Source organism: Cupriavidus sp. HE11, from assembly GCF_056097175.1.
In genome coordinates, this window is sequence record NZ_CP184465.1 from 1,455,598 (window position 1) to 1,480,481 (window position 24,884).

General features: G+C 65.1%; 20 protein-coding genes. 15 read left to right on the forward strand and 5 right to left on the reverse strand.

Going from position 1 to position 24,884, the window contains the following annotated elements; translation table 11 throughout:
* The first annotated feature begins 278 nt into the window (after positions 1-278).
* Positions 279-1,373 carry a replication protein RepA gene (locus tag ACOABP_RS23865; protein WP_066737649.1) on the forward strand — a complete coding sequence of 365 codons (1,095 nt, stop codon included), beginning with the start codon at positions 279-281 and terminating at the stop codon, positions 1,371-1,373.
* 127 nt (positions 1,374-1,500) lie between these two features.
* Here the strand turns inward: ACOABP_RS23865 and ACOABP_RS23870 are convergent, their stop codons facing one another.
* Complete coding sequence (locus tag ACOABP_RS23870) at positions 1,501-1,704, reverse strand: cold-shock protein (protein WP_006159056.1); 204 nt, start codon at positions 1,702-1,704, stop codon at positions 1,501-1,503.
* Positions 1,705-2,121: 417 nt separating this feature from the next.
* On the opposite strand from ACOABP_RS23870, the gene ACOABP_RS23875 reads away from it, so the two are divergent.
* Positions 2,122-2,778 (forward strand): AAA family ATPase, encoded by a 657-nt coding sequence (locus ACOABP_RS23875; RefSeq protein ID WP_066737651.1) that lies wholly within the window; start codon positions 2,122-2,124, stop codon positions 2,776-2,778.
* 5 nt (positions 2,779-2,783) lie between these two features.
* Positions 2,784-3,800, forward strand: a complete 1,017-nt coding sequence (locus ACOABP_RS23880) for a ParB/RepB/Spo0J family partition protein (RefSeq protein ID WP_474228101.1) — start codon at positions 2,784-2,786, stop codon at positions 3,798-3,800.
* Between the two features lie 2 nt (positions 3,801-3,802).
* Here ACOABP_RS23880 and ACOABP_RS23885 read toward each other — a convergent pair whose 3' ends face one another.
* From ACOABP_RS23885 to ACOABP_RS23895, 3 genes are all read right to left on the reverse strand, one after another.
* Positions 3,803-5,431, reverse strand: a complete 1,629-nt coding sequence (locus ACOABP_RS23885; RefSeq protein WP_474228102.1) for a phage integrase family protein — start codon at positions 5,429-5,431, stop codon at positions 3,803-3,805.
* Between the two features lie 1,150 nt (positions 5,432-6,581).
* Positions 6,582-7,280 (reverse strand): hydrolase, encoded by a 699-nt coding sequence (locus tag ACOABP_RS23890; protein ID WP_474228103.1) that lies wholly within the window; start codon positions 7,278-7,280, stop codon positions 6,582-6,584.
* Between the two features lie 394 nt (positions 7,281-7,674).
* Positions 7,675-9,474, reverse strand: coding sequence for a methyl-accepting chemotaxis protein (locus tag ACOABP_RS23895; RefSeq protein WP_474228104.1), 1,800 nt, complete (start codon positions 9,472-9,474; stop codon positions 7,675-7,677).
* A gap of 508 nt (positions 9,475-9,982) precedes the next feature.
* On the opposite strand from ACOABP_RS23895, the gene ACOABP_RS23900 reads away from it, so the two are divergent.
* The 11 genes from ACOABP_RS23900 (at position 9,983) to ACOABP_RS23950 (ending at position 21,803) form a co-directional block, all read left to right on the forward strand.
* Positions 9,983-10,798, forward strand: coding sequence for a helix-turn-helix transcriptional regulator (locus ACOABP_RS23900; RefSeq protein ID WP_474228105.1), 816 nt, complete (start codon positions 9,983-9,985; stop codon positions 10,796-10,798).
* A 270-nt stretch (positions 10,799-11,068) separates the two neighbouring features.
* Positions 11,069-11,617 (forward strand): DNA-binding response regulator, encoded by a 549-nt coding sequence (locus ACOABP_RS23905; protein ID WP_474228106.1) that lies wholly within the window; start codon positions 11,069-11,071, stop codon positions 11,615-11,617.
* 95 nt (positions 11,618-11,712) lie between these two features.
* On the forward strand, positions 11,713-11,973 hold the full coding sequence (locus ACOABP_RS23910; RefSeq protein WP_474228107.1) for a hypothetical protein: 261 nt from the start codon (positions 11,713-11,715) through the stop codon (positions 11,971-11,973).
* 446 nt (positions 11,974-12,419) lie between these two features.
* Positions 12,420-13,079 (forward strand): phosphatase PAP2 family protein, encoded by a 660-nt coding sequence (locus ACOABP_RS23915; RefSeq protein WP_474228108.1) that lies wholly within the window; start codon positions 12,420-12,422, stop codon positions 13,077-13,079.
* A gap of 106 nt (positions 13,080-13,185) precedes the next feature.
* A complete protein-coding gene (locus tag ACOABP_RS23920; protein WP_474228109.1) occupies positions 13,186-14,589 on the forward strand; it encodes an undecaprenyl-phosphate glucose phosphotransferase in 1,404 nt (467 codons plus the stop codon).
* Positions 14,590-14,696: 107 nt separating this feature from the next.
* Positions 14,697-14,948 (forward strand): acyl carrier protein, encoded by a 252-nt coding sequence (locus tag ACOABP_RS23925; protein WP_066737679.1) that lies wholly within the window; start codon positions 14,697-14,699, stop codon positions 14,946-14,948.
* Positions 14,945-16,144, forward strand: coding sequence for an acyl-CoA dehydrogenase family protein (locus ACOABP_RS23930; protein WP_474228110.1), 1,200 nt, complete (start codon positions 14,945-14,947; stop codon positions 16,142-16,144). The genes ACOABP_RS23925 and ACOABP_RS23930 overlap by 4 nt, the downstream gene beginning before the upstream one ends.
* Positions 16,145-16,154: 10 nt before the next feature.
* Positions 16,155-17,132, forward strand: a complete 978-nt coding sequence (locus ACOABP_RS23935; protein WP_474228111.1) for an amino acid--[acyl-carrier-protein] ligase — start codon at positions 16,155-16,157, stop codon at positions 17,130-17,132.
* Positions 17,133-18,119 (forward strand): DUF1839 family protein, encoded by a 987-nt coding sequence (locus ACOABP_RS23940; RefSeq protein ID WP_474228112.1) that lies wholly within the window; start codon positions 17,133-17,135, stop codon positions 18,117-18,119. It begins immediately after the preceding gene.
* Positions 18,116-20,680, forward strand: a complete 2,565-nt coding sequence (locus ACOABP_RS23945) for a glycoside hydrolase family 2 protein (protein ID WP_474228113.1) — start codon at positions 18,116-18,118, stop codon at positions 20,678-20,680. Before ACOABP_RS23940 ends, ACOABP_RS23945 begins: the two co-directional genes overlap by 4 nt.
* Before the next feature lie 394 nt (positions 20,681-21,074).
* A complete protein-coding gene (locus ACOABP_RS23950) occupies positions 21,075-21,803 on the forward strand; it encodes a Crp/Fnr family transcriptional regulator (RefSeq protein ID WP_474228114.1) in 729 nt (242 codons plus the stop codon).
* An 89-nt stretch (positions 21,804-21,892) separates the two neighbouring features.
* Here ACOABP_RS23950 and ACOABP_RS23955 read toward each other — a convergent pair whose 3' ends face one another.
* The gene (locus tag ACOABP_RS23955; protein WP_474228115.1) at positions 21,893-22,963 is read right to left on the reverse strand and encodes a DUF1839 family protein; all 1,071 of its coding nucleotides are present in this window, start codon (positions 22,961-22,963) and stop codon (positions 21,893-21,895) included.
* 359 nt (positions 22,964-23,322) lie between these two features.
* Here ACOABP_RS23955 and ACOABP_RS23960 point away from each other — a divergent pair, with 359 nt between their 5' ends.
* Positions 23,323-24,834 (forward strand): mannose-1-phosphate guanylyltransferase/mannose-6-phosphate isomerase, encoded by a 1,512-nt coding sequence (locus ACOABP_RS23960; RefSeq protein WP_474228116.1) that lies wholly within the window; start codon positions 23,323-23,325, stop codon positions 24,832-24,834.
* Positions 24,835-24,884: the final 50 nt, after the last annotated feature.

Genomic DNA, 24,884 nt, shown 5'->3' on the forward strand with positions numbered 1-24,884 from the left:
TATCGGTATCGTTTACTTGTAGTGGATGAGCTGCCAACCGTGGACAACCCTGGCGGGTTGCCCACCGTCCGGCCGCCATCCCACCAATCGCCGGATACCCGGCCAGGCAACACAACCAGCTTGCAGGACAGGCTGGTAGTTGCGTAAGCGCCGTACCAGATGCCGCGTGACAGATGGGAAACCCTACCGCTGCCAGATAAACACGTATACGTACCCGTTTCTGCGTGACAACGTATACGTGATCGCGTAAAAAGGCGGGTAATCCGAAGCCCATCAATATGTCGATCAAACGCTCTATGGCCTCCGAGGGGGAACGTACTGTCCTGGAAGCGGACGCGGAACCGTCCCGCATCATCATTCCCGGGAACGAGAACGCCCTTGCGCCGTCCGAGAAATTCCAGCGTCTTTTCGACGAAGCCCAGGCCATGGAGCGTGAAGACGCCTGGCAAAGTGGCGAAGTCGGGTTCCTGAGCCGTGCCAGTGTGCAGGTAACGCTGCCGTATCGGGCTCCGAAAGGCGCGCCTCCCGTCTGGACGCGCACCAGCGGGAATATCTCGCTGATGATCCAGCCGGGCTACTTCACGCAGCAACGCTCTGAACGCGCATCGAACGGGCGGCAGAAGCTCGTCTCCGAGACCGTGTCGCTGGGATACCCGTACGGCTCCTATCCACGTCTGATGCTTGCCTGGATCGGCAAGGAAATCATGGCCAAGAAGAAGCGCGGGGAGTTCACGGGCACCGTGGAAGACCGCCGCATTTCGCTTGGCAACTCGTTGTCGGAGTTCATGTACAACCTTGGCATCCCGATGGCAACGGGTGGCAAGCGCGGCACGATGACGCTGGTTCGTCAGCAGATGATCCGGTTGTTTTCGGCCACCATCGCCATTGTGCAGAACAAGTCGATGCCGGTGCCGAACCAGGCGCCCAATCATGAGCCGCTGTCGATCGATCGTGTGGGTTATTTGCTCGCCGATCAGCTTTCGACGTGGTGGGACCCCATGCAGCCAGGCCAGGGCTCGATGTTCGAGAGCTTTGTCGTGCTGTCCGAGCCCTTTTTCAACGAGCTGGTCAATCGGCCGGTGCCGGTCGATATGCGGGCCCTCAAGGCGCTCAAGCAGTCGCCGTTTGCGCTGGATGTGTATTCGTGGCTTACCTATCGCTTCTTTACGATCCAGCGTCGGACGGAAATTCCGTGGGAAGCCCTGCAGATGCAGTTCGGCACGGAGACGGAGAGCGAACGGAAGTTCCGGGCGCTGTTCCGCAAGGCGCTCAAGGATGTGCTTGTGGTATATCCCGGGGCAAAGGTCGATGCGGACTCTTCGAAGGCGCTGATCCTGCAGCCGTCGCGCACCAGCGTACGCAAACTCGGATAAACGTCGGTAGAGCCAGCCGGCGCGTGAATCGCGCGGGCTGAAAAGCAAGAAGGGCAAGCTTGTGCTTGCCCTTCTTGCTTACCGGTCAGCCATCTCGACGACCGCCGGGGAACTGCAGTGGTTCGCTTCAGGCCGGCTTGATCGCCGAAGCCTGCAGGCCCTTCGGGCCTTGCTTGACTTCAAACGTCACGCGCTGGCCGTCCTTCAGGGTCTTGAAACCCGAGCCCTGGATCTCCGAGAAGTGGGCAAACAGGTCTGCGCCACCATCGTCAGGAGTAATGAAGCCGAAACCCTTGGTCTCGTTGAACCACTTGACCGTACCGGTTGCCATAAGAAAGTCCTTTCGAAGCAAGTTCGTTTACACAACGCAAACAACCGTTCAAGCACGCTGGGGTCTCGTAGATACCGAACGGAAGTCAACGAGTTGAGACGACTTGACTCGACTGTAACGGGCATCATAACCACATTGTGTTGCGGTGTCATGTGCGGCGTAATGCGCACTACCCTTACTTTAGGCGGATTCTCTACCGCTTTTCAAGAAGAAGAATCCCCATAGTTGATATAGGCGGGTTTGTCCCACCCACCCCAATTTCGCTGCGCATGCTGGTCCCACGTCACGCTTCTCGCGTCAATTCCAATTATTTAAATTTTCGAAAATGGGTTGTAGCGCACTGTGGGATTGGCTAAAGTTTCGCCTTGATTGAACACCATCATCCGCGCGCTTTCAGCGCTGAAAGTGAGGCCCCAAGTGGCAGCAAAAATCATCACCGTTTTCAACCAGAAGGGCGGCTGCGGCAAGACTACCGTTAGCATGCACCTTGCTGGCACATTGGGGCTCCGCGGCGCTCGCTCGATGCTCGTCGACATGGATGAGCAGGGCACGGCAACTCGCTGGGCAGCCCAGGCGAGCGACGAACGGCCGTTTCCCGCCTCCGTTATCGGGCTGGCTCCATCGGGCGGGGCGATGCACCGCGAAGTGCGCAAGTTCGTGCACGACTACGACTACATCCTTGTCGATTGCCCGCCGGCCGTGCATTCGGCTGCGCCGTCCAGCGCATTGCTGATTTCCGACCTGGCCATTATTCCGGTGGTTCCGTCTCCCCCTGACCTCTGGGCCGCGGTGGCCGCCAAGACGCTGGCGCAGCACGCCCAGGTGCAAAACGAGACACTGCAGATCCGCGTCATGGCAAACATGGTGCAGCGCCGTGTTTCCATCGCGCGCCAGGCAATCGAGATCCTTGGCGATGACGGCGATGTGCCGCTGCTGAACTCGATGATCGGGTCGCGCTCGGCGTTCCGGGAATGTCAGGCGATAGGGTGTACCGTCCATGGTGTGCCGGGCGCACGCGAGGCGATCCAGGAAGTCGACATGATGGTGGACGAGATACTGTCCCTGATTGAGTAATACGAATGGCAACGAAATTGAAAAGCCTGAAGGCCGGCATGCTTGCCGGCATGGCCGCGGAGAAAACCCGTAGCGATGCGATCGACCGGTTCGCACGTGCGGAGGCCGCGCTTTCCGAACACCCAAATGGGCTGCTCCAGAACCAACGTCCCGGCGCGCCGCTGTCCACTTTCAGCGCTGAAAGTCCGGTGGTGAATGCGGAAGGGCGCGTGCTGATTCGGGTCCCGATCGCAAACCTGCATGACAACCCGTTCAACGCCCGGCGCATTTATGATCCGGCGGTCGTTCAGGAACGGGCTGCGTCAATCGCCACGCATGGGCAAAAGACGCCTGGCCTGGCCGCACCAGATCCCGCTCGTCCGGGCCACTACATCCTGATCGACGGGCACTATCGAAAGCGCGCCCTGGCCTCGGCCGGCAAGCTGGAGATGGAATGCTTTATCGAGGACGACCTCAGCGACCTCGATTTCTACCGGCTGTCTTTCCTGCTGAACGAGCAGCGCTCGGATCAGTCCGCATTGGACAACGCGATTGCATGGCGTCAGCTGCTGGACGAAGGCAAGGTCCAGAAGGAAGAGGAGATCTGTGAACTGACCGGGATGTCCGCCGGTACGGTGAACAAGACGCTGGCACTGCTGAAACTGCCGGAATCGGTGATTGCAGTCATGCGTGAGCGGCCCAGTGCCATTGGCATTGCGGCCGGGTACGAGCTGACGCTTTATTGCAAGATCGCCGGCGAGGACCGCACTCGGGATCTTGCCACGCGCATCATGAACGATGGCCTGTCGAGCCGCGAGGTGGAGTCCATCCGCAAGCAGGCGCAGGAAGGCAAGTCGCGCAAAGTAAAGGAAATCAGCCGTCAGTACAAGATTCGCACCGAGGCAGGCCAACTGCTTGGCACGATCAAGGAATGGGATTCCGGACGGATCATGCTCGATGTCCAGCTGACCGATCGCAATGCCCGGGAAGATCTGCTGGAAGTGCTCAAGGCCCGATTCGGGCTGGACAAGACGCTGCTCTGATCTCAGGGCGCCCTGAGCTGGCGGGGTGTGAACGCCGCCGGCACATCATCATGCGTGGCGGCAAAACGCCGCCAGCTGGATCGCAACAGCCGCTCCAGCCCGCTAGGCGAGTAGCCGGCCGATGCCAGCAATCGTTTCGCACGGCCCCTATCGGTGTCTGGGAAATCAATCGGCGCGAGCAGCGCTGCCTCGGGGCGATTGCCTGGCAAGTCATCCTTCCATTCGAGTCCACGGTCGCCCCAGTGTGCCACCAGCGCATCCCATGCGTCGGCATCCAGCGGGATCTCGCCGGCCCGCGCCGCGCTCTTTGCTGCGAGCATCAGGTTGACAGTGTCGATACCAGGCGCCAGGTGAGAGAAGCGGAGGCCCGGTAGCTCGACCACGCGCAAGCCGTGCCGGGCAATCAGCAAGGCCGCGGCAAGCGCGGCGCGCTGCTGAGGCGACGACGAATCGTCGGACAACCATCGAAGGAACCGGTCAACCGGAACGGCCGACTCCGTACCTACTTCTTCCGCAGCAAACTGCGTCACATCCGCTACGGCGATATCGGCCGACGAACGTGGAGCCGTCGCGACGGTGCCATCATTCAACCGACCGGTTGAGTCGTGCGATGGCCGGGCACGTCGGCGCGGCACTTCCTTGTGGAGGGCGCCGAGCAGTGCCCGCACTACCCGCAGCGCCGCCTCGCAGGAACTGGTACGCAGCGGCCCCTCGAAAGGCCGCCAATAGGCCTTGTCGCGCGCGCTTGCCGGCCCGCACCAGAAATTGGCAGGTTGGGGATCGGCGAGAAACGACTGGTAGGCCACCAGGTCCGCGGCCGCCAGCGAACGCAGCGAACGGCCTTGTCGCGCGGCCCACAACAGCACCCGTTCGGCCTCGCGCCGGTAGCTCGTCCACGTGTTTGGCGACGACTCTTTTGTCTTGACCCAATCCTTCACCGAACGCAGATCTTCGGCCAGTTCCCGTTCCTGGATGCTGCCGCCAGCGTGCATATGCATCGACTCCAGTGGCACCGGAACACGCATATATGGCCCAAGTTGCGCGTAATTAAGTGGTCTTCGAAGCACAAAATCAGAGGGCGCCTGCACAAACTCGCGCAGCTTGATATCGGAGGCAACCTGCTGACCGGCCAGCCAGCGAATGATCGTTTCGCAGGATTTCCGGCCGATGCGGGGCACATGCCGCCACCAGCTGCTGCCACGACGGTTAGCGAGCGTCACGAGGTCGGCAATGGTCTGAATGTCGGCTGCCATCAATCGCCGGGCGAGGCTTGGCCCAAACCAGAGCGATACGCGATGCGACGGCAGCGGGCGGCCCTGGCCGAGTTGCTCGATCGATGAAAGCGCCTCTACCCGCCGCGACATGCCGGTATCCGACCGGCCGCGCAGCGCTTCGAACATCTCGGCGATATCCGGCCGGTCATGCTGGAGCGCAAACTGCACCAGACGGTCACGCAGCGAAAGAATGCGCTGGATGGCCTGATGCTCGGTCAGGTCGTCGTCGTCGTCCGGATCCAGCAGATAGCGGTTGGCGATATCGACCGGCCGCATGCCCTGGGCATAGGCGCGCACCACGGCAAACTCGGTACGGGTCAGTTTGGTTGCCGCCAGCGTATCGCGATCATCGGCCACGGCCGCATCTCCGAGTTTGTGCCGTATGGCGCATATTTTGGCATTCCAGCCGCCGCCGCAATGGGATGCCAAAAGCATGTACGGCAGCCGCTGGGCTCAGGCGTGCGCCGTTCCAGGCGCACGGAGCCAAACGCGCGTAAGTGACTGATTTGCAACCATAAGTTGTCATTCAAAATCCCAACCGGCCCATTCTGCACATCAAAGTGCAATGCAAATTATTTTAATGGAAGTGGAGGCACTTGGGGAAATTCGGGTGCATGAGCGCGCTACGAATCTTCGAGGCACGAAAAGACCGCCCTGGCGGGCTCTGGATCTGGAGGTCGTGTGCAGTATATGCGTCGGGAGCGTCAGGAAGATACCAGAACGCGGTACCAGAACGCGGTGCAGCGTCGCTAACGCCCCTTGTGGCGCCCGCAAGATGCTCAGGACCCTGAAAGGGCATCGACGTCTTCCAGTAGCGGGGGGGCAGCCAGAGTGCCGGTTGTCAGGTCCGGAATATGGTGCTGCGGGGCTCCCCAAATTCGCTGCATCCTTGGACGACGACGTCGTGGCCAAAAATCCAGCCAACGAATGTAGAGCGGCTTTTGAGGATGGACGTCATTCGTCTCGCATGCGACCTCGAGGACGCATGAATCCGGAACCCGCCATTTCCACGTGGTGGGCATACGCGGCAACGGGGGATTGGATGGCACTCTGCAAGGCCGAAGCAGCCACATCGAGGCAGCGTGTGACACGTGCCTTTCAGGCTCTCCAGCGAGAAAAAATCGCCGTTCCATCCATCAATCTGCAGCGTTGATTTAAAAGGAATTTCATACGCAGCAGTGAGTACGCTTTGTTGTGTGGCGGCGCCAAAGCCGGCGTGCTGAAGTGCCTGGTACGGGAGGCCTTCGAAACGCAATATGCGTATACGTATACGCGTATACGCATTCCCGCCCCTTCCGCGTTGCCACATCCGCCACGAGGCTCACAGCCAAAAAATCCACAATAGACACATCATTCGTTCGAATGATTTTTCACTGGCTCGACATCGGTCTAACTACTAATCCACCGAATAAATTGCGCGGAACGAACACGGGCACGCGAGCGCCACCAGATGGGTGATGGCGCTCGCGTGCCCGTGATCCTGATGGGGGGCCGGCGTCGTCGCCGATCAGTATTCCGTCACCGGTGCATGCACCGGGGCAATCGACGGATGCGCGGTCTGCGTGCGCTGCGCGGCCTTGTGGACCATCGTGTAGGCGTAGTCGATGCCCATGCCGTAGGCGCCCGAGTGTTCCTTCGCCAGGCCCGTCACGGCGTCGTACGTTTCCTTGTTCTTCCAGTCACGCTGCCATTCCAGCAGCACCTGCTGCCACGTCACCGGCACCACGCCGGCCTGGATCATCCGCTGCATGGCGTAGTCGTGCGCTTCCTTGCTGGTGCCGCCCGACGCATCGGCCACCATGTAGATCTCGTAGTCGCCTTCGAGCATCGCGCTCAGGGCGAACGTGGTGTTGCAGACTTCGGTCCACAGGCCCGCCACCACGATCTTCTTGCGGCCGTTGGCCGCCAGGGAGTCGCGCACCTTCTGGTCGTCCCACGAATTCATCGAGGTGCGTTCAAGCGTTTCCTTGCCCGGGAAGACGTCGAGCAGTTCGGGATAGGTGTAGCCGGAGAACGATTCGCTTTCCACGGTGGTGATGGTGGTCGGCACGTCGAAGATCCTGGCTGCCTTGGCCAGGCCCACCACGTTGTTCTTCATGGTCTGGCGGTCCATCGACTGCACGCCGAAGGCCATCTGGGGCTGGTGGTCGATGATGATCAGCTGGCTGTTGCGCGGGGTCAGGACTTGCAGCTTGGCGTTCGACATGGTGTGCTCCGGAATAAAGGATGATTCAATAAGTTTGAGGTTTATCGGGCGGCGCTGGCTTCGCTTCGTTTGTTTCGCTGCGTTGCTGCGCTGTCCATGTGCAGAACTATAGCGACCGCCATCCCAGAGAAAGTAGGCTATCGTCGTCATAGTTATTCAAAATAATTGAATCGAGGGATCCCGGCGAAATCGGCTTCGAGAAAAGCGTCGAGCCGCCGCCCCGCGACGCCATCGATGGCGGGGAGCCGGACACATATATATAGAGGGAAGGAAGAAGAGGCCCCGGGGTCCGATGGAGCTCCGGGGAGGGCGCAAGGCCCGGGGACCGCGCCCACGAACAGGGCGCGCGGGGCGTAGTGCAAGGATGAGCCCGGCCGAAGACCGGGCTCCGGTGTCAGTCCAGCCGGAACGTGCGCACGACTTCCGCCAGCGTGGACGCCTGGCCCTGGAGTGCGGCAGCGGCGGCGGTGGATTGTTCCACCAGCGCGGCGTTCTGCTGCACCATCTGGTCGAGCTGGCTGACCGCCACGTTCACCTCCTGGATGCCGCGCGTCTGTTCGCGCGCGGCGCTGGTGATCTCGGAGATGATCTGCGTGACGCGGCCCACGTTGCCAACGATTTCGTGCATCGTCTCGCCGCTCAGCCGCACCTGGCCGGACCCGGCACTGACGCTGCCTACCGTCGATTCGATCAGCGTCTTGATCTCCTTGGCGGCCTGCGAACTGCGCTGGGCCAGCGCGCGCACCTCTCCCGCCACCACCGCGAACCCACGGCCCTGCTCGCCGGCACGGGCCGCTTCCACCGCAGCGTTCAACGCCAGGATGTTGGTCTGGAAGGCAATGCCCTCGATCACGCCGATGATGTCCGAAACCTTGACGGCGGCGCGCTCGATGTCGCCCATCGTGTCGATGGCCCCGGAGATGGCGCTGCCGCCCCGGGTGGCAACCTGTTGCGCCTGCGTGGCCGTGTCGTCGGCCTGGCGTGCCGCGCTCTCCGACTGCCCCACGGTGGCGGTAATCTCCTCCATCGACGCCGCAGTCTGCTCCAGGCTGGCGGCGGCCGATTCGGTGCGGCGAGACAGATCCGCATTGCCGTCAGCAATCTCGTTGGCGGCCACATGCACCGATTCGCTCGCGTCGCGAATCTGGCGCATGACGTGTACGAGCTTGTCGGCAAAGGCATTGAAGGCACGGGCGATCTGCGCCACCTCGTCAGTGCCCTGCGCGGGCAGGCGCCGCGTGAGGTCGCCATCGCCGGAGCCGATCGCCACCATGGCGTCGCGAATGCCCGACAGCCGCCGGAACGAGACCGCCGTGACGCCGGCCACGATCAGCGCGGCCGCGCAGGCCACGATCACCAGCGAGATCATCGATGCAATCAGTACCGACCGCATGCCGGCCGTGGCCTCGGTCTTGTCCAGCGCGATCACGGCAACCCAGTCGGTGCCGGCGATATCGCGGCCGCGCAGCAGCTTGCTGGCGCCGCCGACGCTGACGTCCAGCGGCGTAGTGGCCGATACCAGCGCACCAAGCTTGTCGCCGTCCAGCGCGGGCACCAGGTCCGATATCGGCTTGAGCGTCAGCTTGTCGTCCTGGTGCGCGACGATCTTGCCGTCGCGCGCCACCAGGATGCCGAAACTGGCCGGTGTGGGACGGATCGACCGGACATTGGCGACCACGGCGTCCATGGCCACGTCGCCGCCGATTACCGCCTTGACGCCGCCATCGCGGATCACCGGTACGGCAAACGTCACCACCAGCTTGCCGCTGCTGGCCGCGATATAGGGTGGCGTGACGATCGGCTTGCCTGCCGCCACGGCCTGCTTGTACCAGGGCCGCGCGGTGGGATCGTAGTCGGGCTTCAGGCCGGCGGCGTCGGAAAACCGGTGGCTCTTGTCCGGATAGCCGACGTAGGTCTTGATAAAGCCGCCCGCGCTGGACACCAGGCGTAGCGCAGGAATGGGGTCTTCCTGCAGCGCGGCGTCCTGCAGTGACGCGATCATTTGCGTATGACTGGACACCCATTCCGCAATGGCGTCCACGTGGCCGGTTTGCACGGCGGCAAGGTTATTGTCGATGGCCTCGTTGTTATAGGCGCGGGCGACAAGCTGGTTGACGATGGCATTGGCTGCCAGCGCCACGATGACGATGGCCACCGATAGGGCCACGATTCGTGCGCGAAGCGAGGAAAGCATGTGTTGAACTCTTCTCTCAGGTTGGCCCGGGTCTGGGCGATTGAATTGCCATCGCATTGACGGCGCGCGCCGGCCCGACTTTAGTGCGGCGCAACATAGAGATTCTGAAGTCACTTTCCATGGCTCCGAACGATCGTTCGAGGTTTGCGGCACCACTTGCCATATCGCTCGGGCGCACTTGCCATACAACCGAGGGAAAACCCGTTGCGCTGCAACATCGACTTGCAATCGCAACTCGTGCTGCCTATGCTGAACACCAGAATTAGATTTAATTTGAATCTGAGTTCAGAGGCATCTAACGCGTTACATACGCACACGGGGCGGTCTGACATCCTCCGAGGGAGGGCCGAAAGCAGTCGGTAGCCAGGACGGGAAACACTGCGAACGGTTCAGGAGGTGATGCAGATCGTATGGAAGTGCAACCGCGCCATAAGCGGAGCGCCTCCAATCAGCGCGCCATGCGAGCAGCCAGATATCGCTACGGTGCGCCAAGAAGAAGTGAGCGGCCATGGCCACCATTCTGTTGCTTGAGCCACATCCATTGTTGCGTCTCGGCTTGCGCCATCTGTTGGCTCAGGCGCATGTACCGGGCGATCTCGTCGATCTCGATTCCACCGCGCTGCACGACCCCGATCCGTGGACACACCACGCCGATCTGCTCGTCTTCGGCCTGCCGGCCGATGCGGAGCAAGGCTGGCACACGCTGGCGGATCTGTGCCGCCGGCTGACGCCGCTGCGCGTGCTGGTGCTGGCCGACCAGTTGCCGGTGCCGCTGCCCGAATCCGGCATGCCCGATGCGGTGCGTGGCCTGCTGGCAAAGACCTGTTCGGCCGATGCGCTGGAAGCGGCTATCCGCCTGGTGCTGGCTGGCGGCGAATGCTTTCCGTCCCAGCTGCCCGCGACGCGACACACTGAGCCGGGCGCCGCCGAAGCGCGCCACGACGCCGCGCCGATCGTGGTGCCGCTGCATAGCGTGCCGGGGCACCGGCACGACGCCGCGCACGGACAGGCAGCCGCGCCGGAGACCCCCGCTGCGGGCGCGCATCTGCTCAATATCACCGAGCGTCAGTACGAAGTGCTGGCCCTGCTGGCACGTGGCTATCCGATCAAGACGGTCAGCCGCCTGCTGAACATTTCGGTGGCCACCGCCAAGACCCATGCTTGCACGCTCTATCAGCGCCTGCATGTGCGCAACAAGGGCGAAGCGGTGTATGTAGCGCTGCAGCGCGGCGCCACGCTCAACTGGCCTGGCCCCACGCCAGCCCGGCCCACGCACATCCCGATGTCGTCCCTGAGCGCACCGGAGGCCTGTGAGGCCGCATGACCACAGTCATCGGATGCTGCCGGCCATCGGCACGCTTCCGCCATTCGCCGGCCCGCCCTCATCCAAAAGCATGAGGCGGTAGCCGGCTGTGGTTGCTAGCTTGTAGTTTCAGGCGCGGCGCCGGGGGGCAGCCGCGGAGATCAGCGAAATCTCCGGCACGCACTCCTCATCGCCATCATTTCCACAAGAATACGATGCGCCCAACCAGGGCGTCCCACGGGGGCACCACACCCCGCGGACACACGCGCAAGCTGCGCGGATGGCATTCAGATGACGACCTACCTCATCGCCAGCAACGAAATGATGTGCCGGATTCTTGCGCGCCGGATGGAAGGGCAGGATATCCCGACGCCGGTGCGCTGGCACGGACCCGAATGGCTGCTCGACGGCGATCCCGTCCCGGTACGCATGCCTTCGATCGACAACCCCGATGAATCCGAACCCGTACCGGAACAGCCGGTCGAGATGGCGCTGGTGGATTGCAGCGGCGTACCGGGCGACCCGCGCACGTTGCTCGACCGCGTGCGCTCGCGCCTGGCGCCCCGGCGATGGCTGGTGCTGTCCGACGCGCTGGATGCCACGCTGATGGCGCATGCCGCGTTGCTCGGTGCCAATGGCTGCCTGGCGGTGCCCGCGCCGGTGGAACTGGTGTGCGCGGCCGCCACGCTGGTGTGGGCCGGCGGGCAGTGTTTCCCGCGCAGTGCGCTGTCGTTGCTGAGGGCGCTGCATCCGCACAGCGCGCAGGCAGCCTCCGCGCCAGCGCCGCACTTCATCCATGCGGCGCGGGTTAGTCCCGATGGGTCTACTGCCATCGGATGAAGGCGTCCGCGCGTTGATACGACTATGCTGGATTTGCCCGCGGTCAGAAGCCGGCGCCTTGGAGAGGCCGGCCGTCGCGGGGAGCAGGGGGTCGTATGGAACACAGTCTGGATATCCTGGTTGTCCACGGATTCGCCGTGCGCGAAGGCCGGGGCAAGTGGGCATGCTGCTACGAGATACGGCTCGCCATTATTGGCGGGCCGTTGTTGTATCGGGGCGAATTGCATGGCCGCAGCTTTGCCACCGAGGACGCGGCGATCATCGCCGCCCGTGAAATCGGCGAGCGTGAGGCCAGCCGTCACCTGGACACCGCCCGCGCGCTGTTCGTTGCACTGACGCGGGCCCCGCCGCCCTGACACCCGCCCCGCCCTGGGCTTCACGCATCCCATCCGTTGGCCAGCATCCGCAGATCCGCCGGTGCCAAAAAAGAAGCCCGCCGACCGGGGGACCATGCGGGCTTTGAAATGGCCGCCCACGTGGTGAGCGACCATTACATTGAACATATCGAATCGTAGTGCGGGACAGTATCAACCAGAAGAAGCATGCCACCCCGGCATCTCATCCCCCGTTTCGCAGGCCGTTCGCACTGGCGCGCCCAGTGCTGGCGCGCCAGTGCGGCCCGCGGCACCCGGCGCCGGGTACCCTGCAGCCACGTGCGGCCCTCATGCTTCGGGATGGACACCCGGGATGATCCGTCGAATGATTTGGCGCACGCAGCGGCCGCAGTGGTGCTACGCTGCCGCCACGTACAGTGCCACCGCACCTGGTCACCCGCAATTGCGCGGCCCCGCCGCAGATACCGATGAACCGCTGGGAACTGATCACCCACTTTGGCGAATCCGCCTTCCTGCTGCCTTGCGCATGCTTTCTCTACGCGTGGATGCGCTGGCATGGTGCCACCGGCGTGGCGCGGCACTGGATGCTGGCGTTCTCCGTCACCGCGCTGGTGGTGCTGGCGTCCAAGCTCGCCTTCATGGGATGGGGCATCGGCAGTGCGTCGCTGAACTTCACGGGCTTCTCGGGGCACGCGATGATGGCCGCGTCGATCCTGCCGGTGATCTTCTACATCGCCATGCCCGACACGCGCCCCGGACTGGGCCTGCTGGCCGCGCTGGGCGGCGTGCTGCTGGCGCTGGCGGTGGGCGTCTCGCGGCTGGCGTTGCATGCGCATTCGGTTTCCGAGGTCGCCAGCGGCCTGGCGCTTGGCTTCCTGGTCAGCCTGCCGATCGTGGTCAGGCACGGCGTGCCGCGCAGCCCCCGCACGATGCTGGCGATGTGCGCCATGCTGGCCGCGCTGATGGTGCTGCCCACCGGCGGCCTGGCCGGTGCTACCCACGTGATGGTGCAGGACTTTGCCATGTTCCTTTCGGGGCGCGACCGCCCTTACCACCGGGGCGAGTGGGCCGCGCTGCCGGGTCCGCACATGCGCGCGGCCGGTGTGTTCCGGAACGCTCCCCGCTAGGCTGCCGGAGGCGCCCCTGACCTGTGTGCGCCGCCTAACAGACGCTGTCAACTCCACTGCGCAAACATGACCCGAAACAGCTTCCCGCAAGGGGCATGGGGTGGTCATGGCGTCGAACTGGAATGTCGCTGCCGAGCGTAATTCGGCGCTTCACTATCTCTACAGACTCTGCGATGCGCTGCTGATTGCAGCGGCCGGCATCGGCATGGGCGCGGTCTATTTTCCGGGCGGCATCCGCGAGGCGGCACCCGTCAACGGCTTCCTGACGATGCTGTGCGCGCTGGGGGCCCTGGTCGTGTTTCCGGCGTTCGGCCTCTACGAATCGTGGCGCGGCCGCAGCCAGGCCGTGCTGGCGCTGCGCGCCTGTGCGGCGTGGGCGACGGTGTTCCTGACAGGCCTGATGGGCGCGTTCCTGATCCACCAGATCGCCGCGGTCTCCCGCGTCTGGTCGATGGGCTGGTTCATCACCACTTTGGTGCTGCTGCTGCTGTCGCGCGCCATCATGTTCCGCATGCTTGCCAACGTGCGCGAGCAGGGCATCAACGCCAAGCGCGTGGTGATCTGCGGCTACGGCCCGCTGGGGCGCGAGATGTACCTGCGCGTGCAGCAGATTCGCGCCGCCGGCTACCGCGTGGTCGGCATCTACGACGAAACCAGCCAGAACATCCCGGCCGGCGTCGAGCCGCTGCACACCATGGAAGAGGTCTGCGCGATGGTGCGCAGCCAGGGCGTGCGCGAGATCTGGCTCACGCTGCCGATGGCGGCCTGCCGCGATCTGTCCGATGTGGTGCGGCAGTTCCGCAACGAACTGATCGATATCCGCTGGGTGCCCGACGTGGCGTCGGTGGAACTGCTGGGGCACCGGTTCAGCGACTTCATGGGCCTGCCCGTGATCGACCTGAACAGCCCGCCGGAGTCGGGCGTGACCGGCATCGTCAAGGCCAGCTTCGACCGCGTGTTCGCGCTGGCGGTGATCGTGGGTTTGAGCCCGGTGTTGCTGCTGATCGCGCTGATGGTCAAGCTGTCGTCGGCGGGGCCGGTGCTGTTCCGGCAGCAGCGGCTGGGCATCGACGGGCGCCCGTTCAGCGTCTACAAGTTCCGCACCATGCGCATGCACCAGGACCACGGCGTGACGCAGGCCAGTCGCGACGATCCGCGCGTGACCCGGGTAGGCGCCTTTTTGCGCCGCACCAGCCTGGACGAACTGCCGCAGTTCTTCAACGTGCTACGCGGCGAGATGTCGGTGGTGGGCCCGCGCCCGCACGCAATGGAACACAACGAGATCTACAAGGAACTGATCGACCGCTACATGCTGCGGCATCGCGTGAAGCCCGGCATCACGGGCTGGGCGCAGATCAACGGTCTGCGCGGACAGACCGACACCATCGAGAAGATGCGCAAGCGCATCGAGTTCGACATCTATTACATCCAGCACTGGTCGTTCCAGCTCGACCTTCGAATCATCCTGCGTACGGCCCTGCACGGCTGGACAGGCGCGGCTGCCTATTGAGCGTGACCCCGCGCAACGGCGCCCGGTTTGGTGCGACATCGCACCGAGCCGGGCGCCCAAAACGACTGGAATGGAGCCCGTCAAGGCTTCCGAATCGGAGACATCGAATGAAAACAACCATCCGCAACATCCTGGGAGAAGTGGCCCGCCTTGACGTGCCGCTGGACACGCTCGCCGATAACGACGACCTCTACGCGGCAGGCCTGTCGTCGCTGGCCACCGTGCATGTGATGCTGGCGCTGGAAAATGCGTTCGATATCGAGATTCCCGACCAGATGCTGACGCGCCAGCTCTTCCGCAGCGTGGACTCGCTTGCGGCGGCCGTTGAAACCATTCGCCGGCAACAGGAGGCAGCATGAGCACCGCCAAGGTAGCGCTGGCGCATGCCAGCCCCGCCGGCGGCAGCGCCATGGCCGGCGACGAACTGATCGCGGCCGCGCGCGAAGCGGCTGCCGTGGCGCAGCGCTTTGCCGACGACGTGGACCACGAAGCGCGCTTCCCGCACGAGGCTTTCGAGGTGCTGCGCCAGAAGGGCCTGCTCGGCGCGATGGTGCCGGCCGTGCTGGGCGGCAGCGGGGCGCCGCTGGCGACCATTGCGGCCATCTGCCGGGTGCTGGGCGAAACGTGCGCATCCACCGGCATGATCTACGCGATGCACCAGATCCAGGTGGCCTGCCTGCTCGAACACGGCACGGGCAGCCCGTGGCATCAGCAGATGCTGGCGCGCGTGGCGGGCGAGCAACTGCTGCTGGCGTCGGCCACGTCCGAGGAAGCCATTGGCGGTGCGCTGCGCAGCAGCGGCTGCGCGGTCAACGTGGAGGGCGACCGCTTCCATCTGCTGAAGATGGCGCCGACGATCTCGTATGGCGCGCATGCCGATGGCATCCTGATCACGGCCCGGCGCCATGCCGACGCATCGCCGTCGGACCAGGTGCTGGTCTGCGCGCTGAAGGACGACTACACGCTGCAGAGCCTGAACGCGTGGGACACGCTGGGCATGCGCGGCACGTGCAGCAACGGTTTCCGGCTGGAGGCCACCGGCCAGATCGACCAGGTGCTGCCGGTGCCGTTTGGCGAGATCGCGGACACCACCATGACGCCGGTCTCGCACATCCTCTGGAGCGCGCTGTGGCTGGGCATCTCCGGCGACGCGGTGTCGCGCGCCAAGACCTTCTTCCTGGGCCAGGCGCGAGCGCGCCCGGGGCAGTTGCCGCCGTCGGCGCCGCGCGTGGCCGAGGCCGTCAGCCTGCTGCAGATGATGGAAGCCCGCGTGGACATGGCGCTGGAACGCCAGCGCGCGCGCCATGCCGGTGCATCGGTATCGGCCGCCTTCGCGCTGGCCGCAGAGATGAACGGCCTGAAGACCGCCATGTCGACGATGGCGCTGGATGTCGTGCAGCAGGCGCTGCTGGTATGCGGCATGGCCGGCTACAAGCAGGGCACGCCGTTCAGCCTGGGCCGCCACCTGCGCGATCTGTGGTCCGCGCCGCTGATGATCAACAACGATCGTATCCAGACCAACACAGCCAACCTGCTGCTGGCCGACCGTTCGTAAGGAGCCATCGATGGATGCTCATGCACTGACCGACGCCGCGCCGGGAGGCGGCGCCGGTGAACTGACCTCCGCGCCAGCCGCGCTTGCGCCCACCTATCTCGAACAACTGCTGGCCGCCGGCCTGCTGATCGAAACCGGCGTCAAGGGGCTATATGGCCGCAGCGCGCAGTTCGAAGCCATCGCCGATGGCCTGAACCTGGCGATCACGCGGATCGGCGCGGACCAGCAGGCGGAAGTGCTGCGCTTTCCGCCGGCGCTGGGGCAGCAGGATTTCGAGACCAGCGAATACCTGAAGAGCTTTCCGCAACTGGCCGGCACGATCCACAGCTTTTGCGGCGACGACCGCGCGCACCGCCAGCTGCTGGCGCGCGTGGAGGACAAGCAGGACTGGACCGACCAGCAGGAATTCACGGGCGTGGTGCTGACGCCGGCAGCCTGCTATCCGATCTACCCGGTCATCGCCAAACGTGGCCCGCTGCCGCAGGACGGCAAGGTGGTGGACGTGCTGTCGTACTGCTACCGGCACGAGCCGTCGCTGGAGCCCACGCGCATGCAGCTGTTCCGGCAGCGCGAGTACGTGTGCCTGGGATCGCCCGAGCGCATCGTCGCGTTTCGCCAGCTGTGGATGGATCGTGGGCAGGCACTGGGCCGGGCGTTGCAGTTGCCCGTGGAAGTGGACGTGGCCAACGACCCGTTCTTCGGGCGCGGCGGCAAGATCGTGGCCGACAGCCAGCGCGAGCTGAAACTCAAGTTCGAGCTGCTGATTCCGGTCAACGACGGCGCGCCGCCCACCGCGTGCATGAGCTTCAACTATCACATGGACCATTTCGGGGCGCTTTGGCATATCGGCCTGGCCGATGGCGGCGTGGCGCACACGGGCTGCGTGGGCTTCGGCATCGAACGGCTGACGCTGGCGCTGCTCAAGCATCACGGGCTGGACCCGGCGAGTTGGCCGCAGGCGGTGCGCGAGACGCTGGGAGGCGTGTAAATGTACGGAGACGGCAAGGCTGTACGTACGCGCGGGGGCGCGCATGCGCTGCACGGTGGCAACCCGGTGTGGTCGCATGCGAATCGCCATATCGACCTGTGGGTCGAACTGTTGCACGGATGGGATTTCGAACCCATTGCCGCCTTGCCGTTCACTGTCACGCTCGATTTCGAGGGCGACCAGTTCACGTCCTCGAACATCCCGTCCGTCGACCTGGAACGCCTGTACGGCATCGTCAAGGATGAACTGTCGACCTATGGCCGGCTGGAATCGCATGTCGCGGCGCAGACCAACCGGGGCAACGCCGTGCTGCTGGAGGTGGACAGCTTCCAGTTGCCACAGGCCCCTGGCACCTACCGCCGGCAGCACGCGCGGGCCTGCATCGCCATCGACGTGCTCGTCCCGGAGGCCACGGCCGTCGGCTACTACCACCACGACGGCTATCACACGGCGAGCGGGGACGACTACCTTGCCATCTTTCGCATGCCCGCGCACGAGACGATGTGGGGCGTGGCTACGTTTCCGCAGGCCGAGGTCGTGCGCCGGCGCTTTCAGGGACTGACCGAGGATGCGCTGCTGTGCGCATCGCTGGACCTCCTGCGCGGCCATCTGGCGCGGCGCCCCCGCGAGAATCCGATCCAGGCGTTCCGCACCGCGTTTCCGGCCCATCTGGAACAGCTGATGGCGCGCGGCGAGCCCAACTTCCAGATCTATGCGGCCAGCGTGCTGCGCCAGCTTGGCGCCAACTTCGAACTGCTCGGGCGCTATGTGCGCTGGCTGGTCAAGCAGGGGCTGACGTTGCCCGACACCGTGGCCGAGGCGTGCTACACGATGGCGTCAGAGGCCATGGTGATGCAGTTCCGCCTGATGCGCGCGGTGATCAGCCACAAGGCCGATAGCTGCGAAGACTGCCTGGAGCAGCTTGAACTGGCCTACCAGGGCACGGTTCCGGCGCTGGCGGCCCATTTCGGAGAGACCGTCACATGACCGCACGCGACCCGGAACCGACACTCCTGCCCATCCTGCGGCCCGGTGTGGCCGTGGGGCGGGCGCGACTCGAAGGCGACTGGACCTTCCTTGAAACCTTTGCCAACGCGGCCGCGCATCCGGGCGAGCTGTCCGAGTCCGGGCACTGGCTGCCCGCGCCCGTGCCGGGCACGGTGGCGAGCGCACTGAGCCTGGCCGGCCGCTGGGACGATACCGCGCCGCCGCCGCTGCACCAGCGCGACTACTGGTACCGGCTGCCGTTCTCGGGCAGCGGACGCCGCCTGCTGCGCTTCAACGGCCTGGCAACGATTGCCGAGGTCTGGCTCAACGGCCAGCACCTGCTGACCACGCGGCATATGTTCGCCGCGCACCAGGTGGAGGTGGAACTGGCCGGCGCGGACAACGTGCTGCATATCTGCTTTCGTGCGCTGTATCCGTGGCTGCGCACGCAGCGCGGGCCCGTACGCTGGCGGCCGCGCATGATCCAGCCGCCAGCGCTGCGCACCGTGCGCACCACGCTGCTCGGGCATATGCCCGGCTGGTGCCCGCCCGTGCATGCCGTGGGGCCGTGGCGCGACATCGAGCTGCTGGACCCGATCGGCACCGATCCCACGCATGGCGTACGCGCCGAACTGTCGGGAAGCATCGATGGCACCGATGGCGTGGTGAACCTGCAATTGCACTTTCCGGGCACGGCGCCCGCGCAAGGCGCGTTCTCGGTAATCGGCCCCGACCACGCCATCTGGCACGGCGATCTGCGCTGCACCGGCCCGCACACGCTGGCGGGCACGTTGCGCATTCCCGACGCCCGGCGCTGGTGGCCGCATACGCATGGCGAGCCGGCGCTGTATCGCGTGGACGCCAGCATGGGCGGCCAGGTGCTGGCCTGCGGCAACGTCGGCTTCCGCACGATTACCGAGGATCGCGATGGCGAGCCCGGTGCGTTCGGGCTGCGCATCAACGGCGAGCGCGTGTTCTGCCGCGGTGCTTGCGTGTCCAGCCACGACCTGCCCGGCCTGGCCGATACCGACGAAGCCGTGGCGCGGTGGCTGCGCCTGGCCCGCGACGCCGGGGCCAACATGGTGCGCGTGAGCGGCGTCACCTGTTATCCGGGCGAAGCGTTCTATCGGCAATGCGATGCGCTGGGCCTGCTGGTGTGGCAGGACTTCATGTTCGCCAATTTCGACTATGGCACCGATACCGGTGCCGCGTGGATGGATGACGCGCGGCGCGAAGTCTCGCAGTGGCTTGCATCGTCCCGGGCCCACGCCAGTATGGCCGTGCTGTGCGGTGGCAGCGAGGCCGAGCAGCAGGCCGCGATGATGGGCGTGCCGCGCAGCGCCTGGCGCCAGCCGCTGTTCGACACGCTGATCCCGGCACTGGTGGCCGAGCATCGGCCCGATGTGGTCTACCTGCGCAATTCGCCCAGCGAAGGCGCGTGGCCGTTCCAGGCCGATACCGGCGTGTCGCACTACTACGGCGTGGGTGCCTACCAGCGGCCGCTTAGCGATGCGCGGCTGGCAAATGTCCGCTTCACCTCGGAATGCCTGGCCTTTGCCAATGTGCCGTGCGCGCGTACGCTGGCCGATGCCGGCCTGTCGCAGCCGTACCATGATCCGCGCTGGAAGGCTCGCGTGCCGCGCGATGCCGGCGCCGCCTGGGATTTCGAGGATATCCGCGATTTCTACCTGCGCGCGATGTTCGACGTCGATCCGCTGCGCCTGCGCTATGAGCGCCCGGCGCGCTACCTGACGCTGTCGCGCGCCGTGGTGGCCGAGGTCATGACCGAGGTATTCGGCGAATGGCGCCGCGCCGGTTCCACCTGCCGGGGCGGCCTGGTCTGGCAGTTGCAGGATCTGCTGCCCGGGGCGGGCTGGGGCATCATCGATGCGTACGCCCGGCCCAAATCGGCGTGGCATGCATTGCGGCAGGTCTGGCAGCCGTTGCAGGTCATCCTGACGGATGAGGGGCTCAACGGGCTCCACATCCATCTGGTCAACGAGACCGCCGCGCCGCGCACGGTGCGGCTGACGCTGCGTTGCCTGCGCGACGGCGAGGCCGTGGCCGCGCAGGCCGACCAGACGCTGACGCTGGCGCCGCGCGAGACACGGCGGCTGGTGGCGGCGGAACTGCTGGATCACTTCTTCGACTTCACCTACGCCTACCGCTTCGGGCCGCCCGCGCACGACGTGGTGCTGGCGACGCTGCACGACACCTCTCCAGGGGGCAACGGGGAAGACGCAGGCAACCCGTTGCTCAGCCAGGCCGTGTACCTGCCCGACCGGCGCGCCGACGCGCTGCAGGATCCGGGCCTTAGCGCCAGCGTGGCGTGCGAGGATGGCGTCTGGTGGCTGACCGTGGGCACCCGGCGCTTTGCGCGATGGGTCCATATCGAGGATCACGCCTGGCTGCCCGAGGCCGACTGGTTCCATCTGGGCCCGGGCGAGTCGCGCCGCATCCGACTGATGCACGATGCAGCGGATGCCATGCACGCAAGAGCCATCCCTTCGGGTGAAGTGTGGGCGCTGAACGCGCCGCGATCCGTCAGCTACGACGGCTAAACTCATCCTTGTCCACCTGCCCGCCAGACCATGTCTGGCGCGGCAGGACACATTTCCCTCCTCCCACCGGCCAGTGTGTGGGCCCGCCTTGCGGCCACCGCGACTCACCCCTTTTCCTACATCCAACCTACCAAAGCATGACGCCCTGACCTATCCGTCTGCCTACTGTCCGTTCTGTGCTGCATGGCACTTAATACAGTCAACAACGAAGAGGAAACCGGAGCAACAACGGCAACACGCTCCGGCCTGGGTTCACGGGTGGCGGCCTCAGGGCTGCCGGGCATTCGCCAGCAAGCTAGCTGATAGAAAAGCGGAGCGGCGATGTCGGGTCACGCGTCTCGCAGGTACTGCGGCGTTCCGATGTCATTGCTCCTGGGTCACACGGAGAAGGAAAATGATCACGCATCGGTCGGACCTGCATGTCAATCATCTGCTCAATGCACTGCCGCGTCATGAATGGGACGCGCTGTCGCGCCACTTCGAACTCGTCCGCCTGCGTGCAGGGGAGCTGCTGACCGACTCGGGCCAGCGCATCGTCCACGTGTATTTCCCCACCACGTCGGTGGTTTCGCTGCTGTCGCTGCTGGAAGATGGCGCCACGGTCGAGTTTGCCGCCGTCGGCAACGAAGGGCTGGTGGGCATTCCCGTGGTGACCGGCGGCGACACGATGCCGAGCCGCGTGGAAGTGCGCAGCCCCGGCTTTGCCTACCGCATTCCGGCACGCGTGCTGCGTGCGGAGCTGGCCCAGCTGCCGGCGCTGCAGCGCGTGACGCTGCTCTATGTGCAGGCCGTGCTGACGCAGATCGCGCAGACGGCGGCATGCAACCGCCACCACTCGCTGAACAAGCAGCTGTGCCGCTGGCTGCTGCTGGCTATCGACCGGATGAACACCAACGAACTGGTGATCACGCAACAGGTCATCGCCAACATGCTTGGCGTACGGCGCGAAGGCGTGACGGAAGCCGCCGGCAAGCTGGAGGACCTGGGGCTGATCCACCACAGCCGGGGTCACATCACCGTGCTGGACCGCTGCGGCCTGGAGCATCATTCGTGCGAGTGCTACAAGCTTGTCAAACGCGAGTACGACCGGCTGTTGCCGGCCCTGACACTGGCGCACGCCTGAGCGTACCCGCACCAATGCCGAACGCCCCGGACGCCACTCGCCGCCAGGCGGTGGCCTCCGGGGCGTTTGTCTGCATGCGCGGACACCCATCAGCCATGTGCCGGATCGATGCTCCCGAACGACGCCAGCAGGCCGGTGATGGTGGTGTCGTAGGCCGACTCCAGGTTGTCCATGCACTCGGTGCAGGCGTCGGGCCGGTTGCGTGCCATCGCGCGGGCCAGGCGGAACTGCAGCACCTTGCACTCGGCCGCGATGGCGCCGGCCGCATCGCGGATGTCTGGCGACACCGTATGACCATGCTCGCCCAGCCAGTTCAGGCAGTGATGGAGCATCTCGAAATTCGCGCCCAGCTGGCGCGGCAGGTTGAAACCGTACTGATGGAAGTAGGCGTCGCCGCGCGCCAGGATGGTATCCACCTGCGCCGGAAATTCGGCGCGCCAGCGCGCGATGGGGCTTTGCCCCGGGCGCCGGCCCAGATGCCGCCGCAGCAACTGCGCCACGGCATTGGCCAGTTCGCGGCCGCGCAGCGGGTCGCGCACGCGCTTGGCGCATTCGGCATACGGGAACAGGATGTTGCCGTTGTCGCTCAGTTCCGGCGTGAGCCGCATCAGGCCACGGTAGTCGTCGCCCTCCGCCGTGTACCGGCCCAGGCTGTGATAGTAGGACAGCGTCTGCGCGACGGGATCGATCCCGTCGATCGCGATGGTGGTCTTCACATGGTTCATGCGATAGGCCGTGGCGCGCGTATCGGGCAGGTAGAAGCTGTCCATCTCCACCAGCATGGCGTGCCCGCGCCGCACCTGTTCGGCGACGTGCGTCTCCAGCGTGTCGTAGATGGCGCTTTCCTGCACCACCGTTCCGTACAGCAGTTCGAGGTCGGCTTGCGGATACTTGAAGAACGTGAAGTGATCGCCCTCGTAGTCCTGCGCCACGGTGAACGGCAGTGCCGCACGCGGGTCGAGATGCCACCCATACAGCAGTTCGATCCACAGATCCATATAGCAGTTGGTCTCCTGCCAGATCGAAGCATCGCCATGCAGCAGGCGCGGCGGGGCCACCACGGGGCGTGCCGGCGGCTGCGCGCTGGCGGCCGGCGCTGGGGTGTCCCCGGCCGGGGGATTGGCCGTGTATGCCAGGGCATTCGCAGTACTTTGCTCCATCTCCTGTCCTCCGTCTTCGGATGGCCGCCAGCGTGGCGCCGGCTGGCCTGGCGCGTGCGTGGGCAACGCCATTGGAGCCGTTCCGGCGCGGCGTTTCGGTACGTTTTCCAACAAAGCCGGCGCGGCGCGCTGGCACGCGCAGAGCGGCCATCAGCGTGTGCGGAATCGAACAGAGTCCTGTCTGCGCAGATTCCTACACTGGCTCCATCCTCTCTGGCCAGGGTACGTGCACGTGCGTCTGCCACGCCTGCCATGCACCGCCCGGGTACCGGAGCCACGTCGATACGCAGCAACCAACAGGGGGCATGATGAGAATTCCGACCCGAGGGAAGCACCTTCCCTCTGCCGCAGTCCCGGACATGATCGAGCATACGGGCCATGGTGCCGCAGCCGCGCAGACGCGGCAGGCGCTGATCCAGCCCGTGATTCTCGCGGGCGGATCGGGCACGCGGCTGTGGCCGCTGTCGCGCGAACAGCATCCCAAGCAACTGCTGAACCTGGTGGCCGAAAACACGCTGCTGGAGGCCACGTCGCGCCGGCTGGAGGGCCTGGCCGTACTGGCTGGCCGCAACGTCGGCATCGAGGCTCCGCAAATCGTGGTGTGCGGCGAGGAACATCGCTTCATGATCGACGCGATGATGAAACGCTGCGGCAAGCCGGCGCAGATCCTGGCCGAGCCGTGCGGCCGCAATACGGCGCCCGCGCTGACGATGGCCGCGCTGCATGCGATGGCCAATGCGGGCGAATCCGGTGACGCGATCCTGGTGGCCACGCCGGCCGATCACGCCGTGATGGATCCCGAGGCGTTCCGCGCAGCGCTGGCCATTGCCGTGCGGCAGGCCGACCGCGGCGCCATCGTCACGCTGGGCGTGCGGCCCAGCGCCCCCGAAACGGGGTTTGGCTATATCCGGACGGGCAGCATGTCGCAGGAAGGCGCGCTGCCGCTCGAACGCTTCGTCGAGAAGCCCCATCTGGAACTGGCGCAAGCCTACGTGGAGTCGGGCGACTACTGGTGGAACAGCGGCGTCTATGTCGTGCGTGCGTCGGTCTGGCTGCGCGCACTGGGCCAGCTGCAGCCTGACATGGCGCGGCAGTGCCGGGCCGCCTACGAAGCCGCGGAACGCGCCGCCAAGGGCAACGCGCTGTGCCTGTGCAAGGAGGCATTCGAGGCCTGCCCGTCGGATTCCATCGACTACGCGGTCATGGAGAAGATCGAGACGCTCTCCGACGTGCCGGCAATGCTGGTGCCGATGGATCCGGGCTGGTCCGATGTCGGCTCATGGGCGGCCATCTGGGAAATCGCGGACAAGGACGCGGCCGGCAACGTGGCACGCGGCCGCGTGCTGTTCGATGGCGCGACGTCGTGCCTGGCGCATTCCGAGGGTCGCCTGATCGCCTGCGTGGGCGTGCAGGACGTGGTGGTGGTGGAAACGGCCGATGCGGTGCTGGTGGTCGACAAGGCCCATGTGCAGGACGTGAAGAACGTGGTGCAGCGCCTGCGTGCCGAACACGGCAGCGAAGTGGTGAACCACCGCAAGGTGCAGCGTCCCTGGGGCTGCTACGACTCGATCGACCACGGCGACCGCTTCCAGGTCAAGCGCATCGTGGTCGAGCCCGGCGCCAGCCTGTCGCTGCAGATGCACTACCACCGCGCGGAACACTGGGTCGTGGTGCGTGGCACGGCACGCGTGACCTGCGGCGAAACGGTCAGCATTCTTTCTGAAAACCAGTCCACGTATATCCCCATCGGCACGCTGCACCGGCTGGAAAATCCGGGCAAGACGCCGCTGGAGATCATCGAGGTTCAGTCTGGCTCCTATCTGGGCGAGGACGATATCGTCAGGTTCGATGACAACTACGGGCGCAAGTAGTCAGGCGCGCCCGCACGGGTAAAGCAGCAATCGAAGGCAAGGGGGACGTC